This is a genomic window from Oenococcus sp., from assembly GCF_047725585.1.
Taxonomy (GTDB): Bacteria; Bacillota; Bacilli; order Lactobacillales; family Lactobacillaceae; genus Oenococcus; species Oenococcus kitaharae_A.
Map to the genome: position 1 here is coordinate 1 of NZ_JBDNNF010000008.1, position 14,270 is coordinate 14,270.

Below are 14,270 nucleotides of genomic sequence, written 5' to 3' on the forward strand. Positions count from 1 at the left end.
CGGGAAACGAATTATTGGACAACCAGTCACCGGAATAAATATATAATTTTTTTGATGAAAATGCTAAAAAAGCATCTAGTATGAATATTAATAATATCCACGTTAATGGAAACCCAATGTTTGGGAATGGCACTCAAAACAATAACGGCGGGGTTAATAACCAAGTTAAGATTTATTACGACCAAGGGGCTAATCTTGAGGAATTAACTAATTTATTAGAAAAAATATCAAATAACGATAAACAAATGTTTATAGCACTAGTAAATTCTATCAACGATAAGGGAGAGTACGATACAAGCAAATCAAAATCCCTGTTTGAAAGATTCCCGGCATTGAAAAAGGGTTTCAATACAATAATCGATATTGTCACGCAATATGGGGTTAGCGCTGGAATTGCCTATATAAAATCAAAGTTTCCAGTAATCTTTTAGAGCTATGCTTATCGGCTGATTGAACTATTTATTAAAAATCTTCCAAACGTTTCTTGCCTTTCCGAACACACGTTCGTATACTATTCCCATGTTGACGAATAAACAACTTGTTTCTATTAAAATGAGAGATCTGATTAATTTGACAGGAGACGTTAATCGCAATAGTGTTTCTAGTATGCGCTATGATGATCTGCTAAAATTGTGTGGCCTAGATGAATCAGACTTTTTACAAGTCTTACAGCAATGGACCAAAGAAGGCAAACTGGATTTTCATAGTCACGTTAACCCTGATGGTCACATCATTCACGATGCTTTTATTAGAGAAATTGGTCACGTTGCAGCTGAAAACACAACTGAACTGTGGTTACGATATAATCCTAATCGGATGCGTTAGTGTCCACAGATTTTAAACTAGTCGCACTCGGAGAGATCTGGGTGCTTTTTTATTTTTATTGATAAGTTTCGTATAACCTACGCGAAGGCATACAAGCCCTCACTTATAACACCTTCGAACGCTTGTTTAAGCCGCCCTTGATTGAGGCGGTTTTATATTTAATACGCCTCACACAACTATTCTGGAACAAGATTTAGTATTTCTAATTCGCAAAACCATTTCAATCGAGACTATAATTCGTTATATGTGGATTTACCAGTTAATTTTTTCCGTTGTGCCTATTGCCATCAGCATTTATGTAATTTTATTAGGCCAGATATCTAAAAGAAGAGAGTCTATTCCAATTGTTAGGCTGGATAATAATATCTTTGGATATCGGGAACTAGATACTTCGCTTACACAACAAAACTTTATTTTTAGTTTAGAGAATATTGGTTCGGCTCCGGCTATTAACTGCAGCTTAGAATTATCTTATGATTTAAATTATTTATTGGATGAAGAAATCTTATTTAAAAAAGGAAGAAAATTTGTTGTTCGATCTCCATTCATCGAGAAATCTCTTGATACACAAGAAAAACCAGGCTTGTATTTTGCTGGCATCTCTTATTCTGAATTCGACCCCGATAAAGAAGTTATGCAAATGGCCGAAATTGGAGCAAACAGTGTTTCCAAAAGGTATATGAGCAATGTTACGGGAGTTGGATTGCTCATTAATAACTTAATCTTTGATCATGTTTCCCAATCAAAAGAGCCCTATCCAAAAATTTCTAATTACGAATTTCTTTGCAAGATTCATTTCGAAGATATCTATGGGAGAAGGTATACAAATGAAACCAGCTTTTCTATTTCTCTCAACGAATTAACGATGTCTAAGCAGAACGCTTGTGACACTAATTTCACATACCAAACATTAACTGATATCTCGATGACAAGTTTCAACGAATTAAAACAACCAAAACCGGAAAAAAGAGAAGTACTCACTCGGGGAGAATTTTACGTTTCTGATGATGGATATAAACGTTCTGACGATCTTTCCAGCATCCGGCATCCGATAAAAAGTTTTTTTCGAGCATATGCAGATAACTAACATCATCAATATTTTTTGCACATGATCCTGCACGCTTCAGAAATAAATGCCCTCTTATAAGCGTTTGTGACCATAAATTTATTCCGGGCTGGGCCATTATGACAATAAAACCGCCATCGTTGAAGTGGCGGTTTTTGTTTGCTTAATCCTTGATATTAAAGGGTTCTTGTCCATTAATTAAATGCTAGAAGTTGCAAGAAATACAGGGAATTTATTGGCATATTTTTCAATTGCTGGACTGTTCTGCCATTCTGCCATCTGGAAAATGTGAAATCGGAGCTAAGATAGAAAAGTCATTGCCAAAGCGTTTCATAGACTGAAAATTTTCAATCAGATCCTTAAACAATATATATCGCAGGTGATCGTGCAGGTGATGATTATGCATATAGTGGGGACGCGAAAACTGGGCAATCACCATGTTCTCTCGCTTTTCTGGTGCCACAATATAGAGCATCATCTGATTTTCATCGTCGGCTTGATCAAGATCGTCCATCCGATTCATGCCGGACATGATAGATGTTGATTTTTCAACTTCAAAAGCAGCAACTGGTTTATTTTCTTTTGAGAACCATATGACGTCAATCAGGCCAATTGTTTCCTGCAAACTGGCGGGGAGAGATTGAAAAGATTTCGGCAATACAGGTAGGGAGTAGTCTCCCAATCTCATTCCTTTATACGTTCTGTTATGATCGTTGGAAGCAATCCACGAATGGTATCCGATATGATTGCCTATCTCCGCCAGAATGTACTGCATTTCCTGATGAAGATTTTTGAGTTCTTGTTCTTCTATTTTCTCATCTATTTTCTTTTTAGTTCCGCCTTCTTGCTGTTTGATGATCATATCGGCATTCTCTCTGATCGCGTAATTACCTTTTCCGACATCAAATAGAAAACCTGAAATTGCCCCTAGATCTTTTGAGAATAGACCGCCAGCCTGGTTGAGTGCCATGATGCCGTCTCTTAATTTAAAATATTCGGACCATTTTCCTAATTTGATGTTTGAGTGCGTTAAGAGATTATACCCATCTTTGATGCTGGTATTAAAAGGAGGAAAAATACTGGGTTCTAAAAAATAGAGAATATTAGCCACTGATGGGCCAAGACCTTTTATATGCTGCTTATCAAGTTCTTCGATCGCAACTAGCATTTTGACTTCTTGATTAGTCTCAAGTACTTGGCTGAGCATATCCGCGAAAGCAACCTGATTACTTCTGTTCTCGTAAATATCAGGAATTCTCATTTTTGGTTTCCACATAAATGCATGTTTGGCGCCTTTGAATATTTCCTGCTGTCCGCAAATAATGTCCATGACTTCTTCTAAAGCAGATCCATGCAAGTCTCTAGGAAAACTACCATCTGCAATGGTTTTGACTATTTTTCGAACACCTTTTTTGACTTGGTTGAAGGCCTTTTGACGATTTTCGTTGTTGATATACCAGCTTTGATACAGAAGTTTCGGATTGTGCATATATTGATCCATTGTATCTTTGAGATAAGTTGTGTCCATGTTTTCCTCTTCCTAGTATTACCTTTTTACATATTGGATAAGCCTCACACAAATAGGTAATTGAAAAATCAGCTGCATCTACATGTAAGTCTTTAATTAGTTTATCCAAAATTTGTGTTACCCACAGATTTTTCTTGATTTTCTAGTTCCTATAAGCCTTGTGGATCGCAGAGAGCAGGGCAAGCGGAATTGCTTTAAAATATGTTGTTCATATACTTCACAAGCATTTGTGAGTAAAATAACATTGAAGGATTAAAGGAAGGATAGTAGATGAGTGGGAAAGAAAGTAGCCCGGTGGCTGTTTTTTCTGGTGCCAAATCGGATTTACGCGGTTTTGGTGTCAAGATATTAACAGGATCGGCACAAGGAATTTTAATTGGTGTTTTACCAAGCGCTGTGATGCGCTATATTTTGCAGTATTCAGGTTTATTGCAGACCCATGCTGGCGCAAATTTTAACGCAATTCTGAACTTGTTTATGGTGTTTATTCCATTTTTGATTGGTATGGCAATTGCCTTCCAATTCAAAATGAATGCCCTAAGCACAGGTGTTATCGGAATTGCTGTGGCAGCCTCTTCCGGGTCGATTCGTTGGATTGCAGTTCATAGTTATTTGTCACCATTGGCTAAAGCAGCCAAAGCGGCACCTTTAACTGGTACATTTTATCAAGCACAAGGTGCTGGGGATGTTATTAATGCGATGGCTGTGTCTGCGATTGCAGTTTTGGTAACTTGGCTGGTTGCAAGGTATTTGAAGGGCTTTGGCTCAGTTGCCATTATCTTGGGGCCGATTGTGATTGGCGGAGGAGTTGGTTTAATCGGTACGATGATTGCACCTTATGTTGCTGATATTACGACTTGGATTGGTGATATTGTTCGCTGGGCTTTTGATCAGCAGCCATTTATCATGGCGCCTTTGGTTGCGGCTCTGTTTGCTATGATTATTGTGACCCCTGTCTCAACAGTGGGTATCGCCTTAGCAATCAATTTGAACCAAATGGGATCTGGTGCAGCTGCCATGGGTGTTGTTGCAACGACTGTGGTTTTGATGATTAATTCTTGGTTTGTCAATAAAAAAGGTGTGACTGTCGCAATTTTTTTGGGTGCGATGAAGGGCATGATGCCGTCAGTCTTCAAAAAGCCGATTACATTAATTGCCTTTGCACTTTCTGGGGCAATTTCAGGCCTAGCAGTTGCCTTGTTTAATATTCAAGGAACCTCGACAACGGCCGGATTTGGCTGGATTGGTATGGTCTCACCCATCCAATCATTTGTGAATAATAATGCTGAAAAAGCTGATACGGCCAACTATATCAGCAATTACATCAATCCGTTTCTGGCTTTGATTGTCTGGTTTGTGGTCCCTGTAATTGTTGGCTTCTTAGTTGATTTCCTGTTTAGAAAAGTTCTGAAACTTTATCATGCAACAGATTTTCAGCAAGAGTTATAGTAGGAACTTTGTGAATTTTTAGATATAATGAGAATTGTACTTTTATGGAGGAAAGAATGAAAATTTTTGCTTACGGAATTCGTGAGGACGAAAAACCATCCCTTAAAGAATGGGAAGATGCTCATCCTGATGTTGAAGTTGGATACACTGAAGAATTATTGACACCTGATTCAGCCAAAGAAGCGGCTGGATCTGACGGGGTTGTTGTTTATCAGCAGCTGCCTTACACGCGTGAGACATTGCAGGCGTTAGCCGACCAAGGCATTCACCAAATGAGCTTAAGAAATGTTGGTATTGATAACATTGATCTTGATGCAGCTAAAGAACTTGGTTTCAAGATTTCAAATGTTGCAGCTTATTCACCAAATGCGATTGCTGAACATGCAGCTATCCAATTAGCTCGTGTTTTGCGCCGCAGCAAGGAATTGGATGCTAAAATTGCCAAACGTGATTTGCGTTGGGCACCAACAATTGGACGCGAAGTTCGTATGCAGACGGTTGGTGTTGTTGGTACTGGCCGGATTGGCCGTGTTTTGATCCAAATTCTTCAGGGATTTGGTGCTAAAATTGTTGCCTACGATATCTTCAAGAACCCTGATATTGATAAGCAAGGGCTTTATGTTGACAGTTTGGATGAGTTATACGCACAGTCTGACGTTATTTCTTACCATGTGCCATCTGTCAAAGAAAATATTCACATGATCAATAAAGACACTATTTCCAAGATGAAAGACGGTGTTGTACTGGTTAACGTTGCTCGTGGCGATCTAATGGATACAGACGCTGTTGTTGCTGCCTTGGATTCCGGTAAAGTGTCTGGCTTGGTTATGGATGTTTATGAAAACGAAGTCGGTATCTTCAATGAAGATTGGGAAGGCAAAAAGTTCCCTGATGCCCGTCTGAATGATTTGATTGATCGTCCAAATGTTCTCGTAACACCTCATACAGCCTTCTATACGACGAAAGCCGTTTTGGAAATGGTTCACCAGAGTTTCGATGCCGCTGTTGCCTTTGCCAAAGGTGAAGAGACAAGAAACGCTGTTAAGCTGTAAAAGATACAAACAGCTGTTTTCTGAAAATCCGCTTAAACGCGGATTTTTTTATTTAATTGTTTATAAGACTTAATCTTTAAATAGTCTTGGCTATGTAGACTTATTATTTGAAGGTTATCACTCCGCTATGAAGCGTTTGCTAAAATATTTTAAATTATTTTTCTTTCGAATCGGTCAATTTGTGAAAGGAAACAAAAAAATACATCTGATTTTGTTTTTTCGTCTTGGTCTTGTTCTCGTGGTCTTTACGACTTCTTTTGTACTAACTTATTATGTATCGGTTCAGCAGCATCTGCCTGGCAGGCATGCAATCTCTAAAAAGGAAAAAGAAGTCCTGTCGCAGCAGCGTTTTATTGATCGTGTCGCACCTTATATTCAAAAACGGCAGCAAGAGGAACATATCCTGTCATCTATTACCATTGCTCAGATGATCTTAGAATCTGATTGGGGGAAAAGCCGATTAGCTGCGCAATACCATAATTATTTTGGTGTCAAAAGCTGGTCTTCAGATCCTAAAAAAAGTGTCAATCTCCAGACGCGAGAGTTCAGCGGCAATAAGTGGGTAACTGTGACCGGTCGTTTTTCTGTTTACAAAAATTGGCAGGAATCTGTTCGCCAGCATAACCGGTTATTCCTCAGCGGGACCAGTTGGAATAAAAATCAATATCAAGATGTTTTGAAAGCTGAAAATTACCATCAGGCCGCACGAGCTTTGGTCAAAAATGCCTATGCAACCGATCCAGGCTATGCGGACAAATTAATCTCGTTGATTGTGAGATATCATTTGGATATCTATGATTAAGCTATTTAATCCATTAATTTTCACACAGCGACTTTGTCTGAATCGAAAAAATTATTTGAAAATTCAATGTTAAAATAATTTGAGTGAATGATTTATTAGCAGGTTTGAATGATAAACAAAAAGAAGCGGTTCTGACTACCGAAGGGCCGCTTTTGATTATAGCTGGCGCTGGTTCTGGCAAGACGCGTGTTTTGACGCACCGAGTTGCCTACTTGGTTCAAGAAAAACAAGTGACGCCTTGGTCGATTTTAGCGATTACTTTTACAAATAAAGCGGCCGCCGAGATGAAAGAACGAATTGCCAGCCTTGTCGATGAAGAGGATGCACGTGCCATTTGGGTTTCGACTTTTCATGCACTTTCAGCACGGATTTTGCGGCGTGATGTTGAGAAAATCGGTTTTACGAGCAGCTTTTCTATCTTGGATACAAGCGGCCAAAAAGTCTTGATCAAGCATGTTTTAAATGATTTGAATTATGATACAAATCAATATGATCCAAGATCAGTATTGGCCGCGATCTCTAATTTTAAAAATGCACTGCAGACGCCTAATGACGCCAGAAATGCCGCCAAGACTGTCTTTGACGAAGCTGTGGCGGAATCTTATGATTTGTACCAGCGTCGTTTGGCTCAATCGCAGTCAATGGATTTTGATGATTTGATCATGCGCACAATTCAGCTGTTTCAACAGGCACCGGATGTGCTTCATTATTATCAGCATAAATTCCGCTATATTCACGTCGATGAATATCAAGATACAAATGATGCGCAATACAAATTAGTTGAAATGCTGGCAGCTGGTGATTTTGGTTCACGAAATCTAGCTGTCGTAGGTGATTCTGACCAAAGTATTTATGGCTGGCGCGGTGCAGATATGAATAATATCCTGAATTTTGAAAAAGATTTCCCTGGTGCTAAGACGGTTCTGCTGGAACAAAATTATCGTTCGACGAAAAATATTTTAATGGCCGCCAACCAGGTAATTAAAAATAATATTGAACGCAAGGCTAAAAATCTGTGGACTGACAATGAGCAAGGCGATTTGATTCACTATTATCGCGCGCAATCCGAGTCCGATGAAGCCCGTTATGTCTTTAGAAACATTCAAGCTGGTGTCAAAAAAGGCCGCAGTTTAAACGATTTTGCGATTCTTTTCCGAACCAATGCTCAGTCGCGTGTTTTCGAACAAGTTTTTAATGCCAATCAGATGCAGTATACGATTGTAGGCGGTACGCGTTTCTTTGAGAGAAAAGAAATTCAAGATATTGTGGCCTATCTGCAGCTAGTTGCCAATAGTGATAACGATACGGTTTTTGAGCGGATTATTAATGAACCTAAGCGTGCGATTGGCGCAAGTTCGATTGAGAAACTGCGTTCCTTTGCCGTCAAAAAAGATCTGTCCTTCATGCAGGCGATTGCTGTTTTGACCGATGAAAGCCTGTTATCGGCCAAGGCACAAAACAATTTTCGCAAGTTCGCGGCCATGATCAAAGGATTTATGGATCAGTCTCATTTTCTATCTGTTACCGAATTGACACAAGAGATTTTTAATAAGACAGGCATCCGAGAACAATATGTCAAAAAAGATGACCTGGAATCGCAGGCGAGGGTTGAAAACTTAGATGAATTCTTGTCGCAAACCAAACAGTTTGATGATGATTATGACTCGGAAGTTTCCGAGACGAAAAACCAGTTAGTGGATTTTCTGGGCCAAACAGCTTTGGCTAGTGATTTGGATTCTTATGATGAAAGTGCCGGCCAAGTTACCTTAATGACGGTTCACGCCGCCAAAGGTCTGGAATTTCCAGTCGTTTTCATTGTCGGACTAGAGCAGGGCATTTTTCCATCGGCGCGATCGATGATTGAAAGAGATGGTTTAGAAGAAGAGCGGCGCCTGGCTTATGTCGCTATTACGCGAGCACAACAGGAACTTTATCTAACTAACGCTTACGGACGCCTTTTATACGGGCGGACGCAAAGCAATGACCCATCCGTCTTCATCGATGAGATCGATGATGCTCTTTTAGACAAAGAAAATCCAACACCGACGGTGCCGTCTTATAGCAGTTATGATCAGCCAATGCCCTTTGACCGTAAAAGTGATTCTGTCAGCAGCCGCCACGATTATCGGCCGGCTTTTGCAACGACCTATAAAGGGACTGGTGCCGAGAAGCAGGATTGGCAGTTAGGTGACCAAGTTAAACATAAAACTTTTGGTATCGGCAGGATTGTGGCAATCAAACAAGATGGCGATGATAAGTTATTGAAGATCGCTTTTGCTTCTAAAGGTATCAAACAACTGATGGCTTCTTTTGCTCCGATTGAGAAAATATAATCATGAATCCAGAAATCAATTTCACGCCAATTGAACAACTCAGTTTTACTCAGGCTCAGCAGGAAATTAAAGATCTTTCTGACGAACTGATCAAATGGGGCCGCGAGTATTACGAAGACGATAATCCTAGTGTTGAGGATTATGTTTACGATGCCAATTATGCCCGCTTAGTTGCCCTTGAAAAAGCTTATCCGACCTTAGTCATGCCTGATTCGCCTACTCAAAGGGTCGCAGCTGGCAATGCAGCACAAACTGAGTCACGCGGCTTGGCTAAAGTTGTCCATCCGGTTCCGATGCTGTCTTTAGGAGATGTTTTTTCGATTCAAGAATTGATGGATTGGGATGCTGTGACGACGAAGAATGCTGGCAGCCAGCAGCACTACAACTTGGAATTAAAAATTGACGGCTTGGCTATTTCCTTAAAATATGAAAACGGTCGTCTGATCCAGGCTTCGACACGAGGGGATGGTTCGATCGGCGAGGATGTTACGGCCAACGTCCGCACGATCAAAGAAATTCCAGAGACTCTATCCGAACCTTTAACGATTGAGGTTCGCGGCGAGATTTATATGGGAAAAGCTTCATTTGCCCGTTTGAACCAAGAAAGAGATGAAGCAGGCGAAGCTGTCTTTGCTAATCCGCGTAACGCAGCTGCCGGTAGTCTGCGTCAGCTGGATCCAAAAATAACCGCAGCTCGTCAGTTATCGTCATTTATTTACTACACAGCTCAAAATGATGTTTTAGGCACTGATACACAATCAGGTGTGCTGGCACGTTTTCGGGAATTAGGTTTCCCTGTAAACGCTGATAATCGTGTGATTACAAAAATGGCGGATGTGAAGGCATATATTGATGAATTCACGGCCAAACGCGATCAGCTGCCCTTTGGTATTGATGGTGTGGTTGTCAAAGTCAACGATTTAAATATGGAAAACGAACTGGGTAATACCGTCAAGATTCCGCGCTGGGCCATTGCCTATAAATTCCCGCCGGAAGAGGCTTTGACTGTTGTTCGCGACATCACTTGGACTGTAGGCCGGACCGGCGTTGTCACACCGACTGCTGTGATGGATTCAGTGCTTTTAGCCGGGACGACTGTTCGACGGGCCAGCCTGCACAATCCTGATTATCTGCAAGAAAAAGACGTGCGTATTGGAGACACGGTCACGCTGCATAAAGCTGGCGATATTATTCCTGAAATTGGTCAGGTCATTATAGATAGGCGGCCGAAGACGGCCGACCAGCCTTATCCGATTCCCAGCCGCTGCCCTTCTTGCGGTTCAGAACTTGTGCATGTCCAAGGCGAAGTGGCTTTGCGCTGCATTAATCCTGAATGCCCGGCACAAATTCAAGAAGGCTTGACTCATTTCGCTTCTAGAAATGCGATGAATATCGATGGTTTAGGACCACGCGTGGTCCAGCAGCTTTTAGACAGAAAATTAATCAGAAAAATATCTGATTTGTATTCTTTGACAGAGCAGCAATTGACCGGACTGGACAAATTCGCTGAATTATCGGCTAAGAATCTAATTGCCGCCATTGACCGTTCCCGCCAAAATTCGGTTGAACGCTTATTAACAGCCTTAGGTATTCGTGGTGTTGGTGCTAAAGCGGCTAAGGTCTTAGCTGCTCATTTTAAAAATCTACGCAATCTGCAGAATGCTTCAGCCCAAGAGATTGCCGATATTGACGGCATCGGGGAGATCATGGCAGACGCCGTTGTCCAATATTTCAATACGGAATCGGTTGCTCAATTAGTTAATGAATTGGACAATTTTCAAGTCAATTTCGATTATCTGACCAGCAGCAATATTGATGAGAATAACTATTTCTTCAATAAAAAGATTGTTCTGACCGGAAAATTAGATCACTGGACGCGTCCACAAATGCAGACTTGGCTGGAAGAACATGGTGCGAATGTTTCCTCATCTGTATCGTCAAAAACAGATTTATTAATTGCAGGGCACGATGCAGGTAGTAAACTAGATAAAGCGAGTAAATTAGGTATCAAAATTATTAATGAACAGGATTTTAGCGATTTAAGCAATGCAGCAGAATAGACGCGGACTTACAATTACACAATTTTTAATTCTTCTTTTTGCTGTGCTGCTTGTGATTGTCGGCGCGTTGTATTTTTTTAATAATCGTCAGCCTGTCAGCACAAGCAGCAGTTCATCCAGCCCAAGCAGTGTGCAGGTGATTAATCAAAATAATCAGCAGGGTGAATACCGGTCGGTGATATCCAATGGCAATTATCTGACCTCTTCGGCGCGCGGTATGACTGTAACCACGGAATCGAATTTTAACGCTCAGTCCTTTGAACTTTCATTAAATGAATTGTCAAAACGCTTTTTTTCGACCCGCAGGTATATTTTTCAAGAAGGACAGTATTTGTCATCTGACCTGTTGAGCTCATGGCTGGACAGATATTCCAACAGTAATCGCAGCGGCCTGAACCCCCCTGATAACGGCCGAACCGATGATAGCCGCAACCCTTATTATTTACAGTCAATTGAAGAAAATGATTTTATGAACCAGGTGAATGGCACCAAATTAAATTTGGAGGGCATGACTATCGGCCTTGCTATGAATCGAATTGATCATTATACCCGCGCACTCGGAGGGCCGGAATATACTCAGAATATTTCTCGTGCTGAGATGATTGCACAAGGCCGCACAGCTGCTGCCAAAGTATTGCGGCGATTGCGGTCTATGAACCAAATCCCTAAAGATCTGCCTATTTTAATCGTGATGTATGAGAATGCACCGGAGGATTCGTTGGCAGGCGGTGCCCCCTATGCTTACTATTTATCAAAGTCCGGCAATACTGTTGGCAAGTGGACCAATGTTGATTTTCAAAATGTTGTTTTCCCTAAAACCGATACTGACCGGTCATCCATCGGCACACAAGATAATACTAATTTCGTGAATTTCAAAAACGAGATTCAAAACTTTTTTCCGAATATTTCCTATGCAACTGCCCAAGCTCACTATGAAAACGGCAGTCTGAACGGGCTGAATATCAATATTAATACAAGCTTCTATTCTGTTTCGGAAATCAAAGCTTTTGCCACTTATATTGCGGAAACTGCGCCAAAATATTTTAACAACAGTATTCCGATACGAATTTCGTTAAGTGCTTCAAATCAGCTCATGGCGGTCATTACCAAGGACAGCAACAGCAGCTACAGAATTATTTACTTATATAGTTATTGATATATCCTCACGGGCAAGTTATAATAGACGTAACTTGATTTACTGAAGTAAATGAGTTGGCATCTGCCAGCTCATTTTTTATGGGTCAAGCCAATTCGAAAATGAATTCAAAACAACTAGAAACAATTAAAGAACGCATCAGCCCAATTGTCAAAAAACGTGAGTTGATGTTGTGGGATGTTAGTTTCTTTGGTGCTGCCTCACCGGTATTAACGATTTTAATTGACCGTCAAGATAAGACACCGATTACAATGAATGAAATTTCCGAGATCACGCCTTTTATCAGTGAAGCAATGGATCAAATTGAACCTGATCCGTTTCCAGACCACTATAATCTGGATATCTCCTCTCCGGGAATTGACCGCACGATTAAAAGTAATGACCAATTAGCTTGGGCTGTCAGTGAACCAGTCAAGATCAATTTTTTTGAAAAAATTGATGGCCAGAAGAACGCTGAAGGTATTTTACTCGACTACTCAGATTCTTATATTGAGCTAAAAAATTCAGCAGAACAAATTGAAGATTTTCCGAGAGACAAAATTACAAAAATCTCGTTAAACCAGGAGGTATAAACATGGCATCAGATTATAGAAAAGAATTATTTTCTGCTTTGCAGGCACTGCAAGCTGAAAAGGGAATTAGTGAAGAAGATGCAATTGCTTCTTTAAAAGATACGCTGGTAACGGCTTATAAAAAGAATTTTGAAGGCGAGACTAATGTTGAAGTTGATGTTGACCCTGAAAAACAAGAATTCAATCTTTTGCAGATTAAAGAAGTCGTTGCTGATGGCGACATGATCGACCCTTATTCAGAAATTTATCTAAAAGATGCACGTGAGATTAATTCAGCATATGAGGTCGGTGACCAGATCAAATTTGAAATCAATCCACGCAACTTTGGACGTTTGGCTGCACAATCCGGCAAAAATAAATCAACGCAATTAATTCGTGAGAAAGAAAAAGAAGCGATTCATGCACGGTATGAAGGCTTCGAACACGAAATTGTTTCTGCGCGTGTTGCACGTGAAGACCAGCGTTTTTTGTGGGTAACGATGCCTGATGGCCAAGAAGCGGCTATGGGCGAAAAGGATCGTATTCCAGGCGAAACTTATAAAGTCGGCGATCCGATCAAGGTTTTGATCAACCGCGTTGAGGATTCAGCCACTCGCGGACCTCAAATATATGTATCACGAACTAGTCCTGAATTGGTAAAGCGTTTGTTCGAACAGGAAGTTCCGGAAGTTTATGACGGTGTCGTCGTGATTGAATCTATTGCTCGTGAAGCCGGTGATCGTTCGAAAGTTGCCGTCCGTACGACTGATCCTAATCTGGACCCTGTCGGGACTTTGGTTGGCCCGCGCGGTTCTCGTGTCCAAGCGGTTGTTAATGAGCTCCACGGGGAAAATATGGACATTGTGGAGTGGGTTGAAGATGAGGCACAGTATATTGCTAATGCTTTGAACCCCGCTGAAGTTGTGGACGTTATCTTTAATCCTGACAATGACAATGAGGTAACTGTGATTGTGCCTGATTATCAATTAAGTCTGGCTATTGGAAAACGTGGCCAAAATGCACGTTTAGCAGCTAAATTAACCAAATTCAAGATTGATATCAAATCAGAGACACAGGCAGAGAACGATCCTCAGCTGCAGGCTATTTTGGAAGAATCCGCTAAATATGCCGATGAAGATGATGAATCAGTTGATGAAAATGATGCTGGTGATTTAGAAGATGAGACAGAATATGCTGATGCAGGTGATTATTTCGTCTCAAATGATGAAGATGGCCAAAGTGAAGATGCGGACGATAGTGCCGACGCCGCGCCAGTAGATGGCACTGATTCAGATAAGGCTGCAGCTGCCGCGAAAAAAGACATGAGTGCCAAAGAGACCAAAGAGGCACAGGATGAATTCGCAGCTGCTTTGAATAATGTTGATTTTGACGCGGTTTTGGAAGAAAAAGAGGGCGAAGAAAAGAAGGACGAGGATAAGTAATTAGTT

Annotated in this window: 12 protein-coding genes; 11 read left to right on the top strand and 1 reads right to left on the bottom strand. The window is 40.8% G+C overall.

Translation table 11 applies throughout. From position 1 onward, the window contains the following. Nucleotides 1-80: 80 nt before the first annotated feature. From ABF487_RS08460 to ABF487_RS08470, 3 genes are all read left to right on the top strand, one after another. Entirely contained in the window at nt 81-431 is a 351-nt protein-coding gene (locus ABF487_RS08460) for a hypothetical protein (protein ID WP_415635016.1), read from the top strand. An 88-nt stretch (nt 432-519) separates the two neighbouring features. Then, nucleotides 520-825: a hypothetical protein gene (locus ABF487_RS08465; RefSeq protein WP_415635017.1), complete on the top strand. Its 306-nt coding sequence runs from the start codon at nt 520-522 to the stop codon at nt 823-825. Between the two features lie 244 nt (nt 826-1,069). Further along, a complete protein-coding gene (locus ABF487_RS08470; protein ID WP_415635018.1) occupies nt 1,070-1,912 on the top strand; it encodes a hypothetical protein in 843 nt (280 codons plus the stop codon). A 226-nt stretch (nt 1,913-2,138) separates the two neighbouring features. On the opposite strand, the gene ABF487_RS08475 is transcribed toward ABF487_RS08470, so the two are convergent. Continuing rightward, nucleotides 2,139-3,380 (bottom strand): type II restriction endonuclease, encoded by a 1,242-nt coding sequence (locus ABF487_RS08475; RefSeq protein ID WP_263780051.1) that lies wholly within the window; start codon nt 3,378-3,380, stop codon nt 2,139-2,141. Nucleotides 3,381-3,689: 309 nt separating this feature from the next. On the opposite strand from ABF487_RS08475, the gene ABF487_RS08480 reads away from it, so the two are divergent. The 8 genes from ABF487_RS08480 to nusA all read left to right on the top strand — a co-directional run bounded on the left by ABF487_RS08480 (nt 3,690) and on the right by nusA (nt 14,264). After that, nucleotides 3,690-4,868 (top strand): PTS sugar transporter subunit IIC, encoded by a 1,179-nt coding sequence (locus tag ABF487_RS08480; RefSeq protein ID WP_415625974.1) that lies wholly within the window; start codon nt 3,690-3,692, stop codon nt 4,866-4,868. 56 nt (nt 4,869-4,924) lie between these two features. Continuing rightward, nucleotides 4,925-5,920, top strand: a complete 996-nt coding sequence (locus ABF487_RS08485; protein WP_263779910.1) for a D-2-hydroxyacid dehydrogenase — start codon at nt 4,925-4,927, stop codon at nt 5,918-5,920. 127 nt (nt 5,921-6,047) lie between these two features. Next, the gene (locus ABF487_RS08490; protein ID WP_415635019.1) at nt 6,048-6,722 is read left to right on the top strand and encodes a glycoside hydrolase family 73 protein; all 675 of its coding nucleotides are present in this window, start codon (nt 6,048-6,050) and stop codon (nt 6,720-6,722) included. A gap of 83 nt (nt 6,723-6,805) precedes the next feature. Then, complete coding sequence (pcrA, locus tag ABF487_RS08495) at nt 6,806-9,055, top strand: DNA helicase PcrA (RefSeq protein WP_415635020.1); 2,250 nt, start codon at nt 6,806-6,808, stop codon at nt 9,053-9,055. 2 nt (nt 9,056-9,057) lie between these two features. Beyond that, a complete protein-coding gene (gene ligA, locus ABF487_RS08500) occupies nt 9,058-11,115 on the top strand; it encodes an NAD-dependent DNA ligase LigA (RefSeq protein ID WP_263779913.1) in 2,058 nt (685 codons plus the stop codon). Continuing rightward, nucleotides 11,102-12,271, top strand: coding sequence for a CamS family sex pheromone protein (locus ABF487_RS08505; protein WP_263779914.1), 1,170 nt, complete (start codon nt 11,102-11,104; stop codon nt 12,269-12,271). The genes ligA and ABF487_RS08505 overlap by 14 nt, the downstream gene beginning before the upstream one ends. A 101-nt stretch (nt 12,272-12,372) precedes the next feature. Further along, complete coding sequence (rimP, locus tag ABF487_RS08510; protein WP_263779915.1) at nt 12,373-12,843, top strand: ribosome maturation factor RimP; 471 nt, start codon at nt 12,373-12,375, stop codon at nt 12,841-12,843. A 2-nt stretch (nt 12,844-12,845) separates the two neighbouring features. Next, nucleotides 12,846-14,264, top strand: coding sequence for a transcription termination factor NusA (gene nusA, locus ABF487_RS08515; protein ID WP_263779916.1), 1,419 nt, complete (start codon nt 12,846-12,848; stop codon nt 14,262-14,264). The last annotated feature ends 6 nt before the right edge of the window (nt 14,265-14,270 follow it).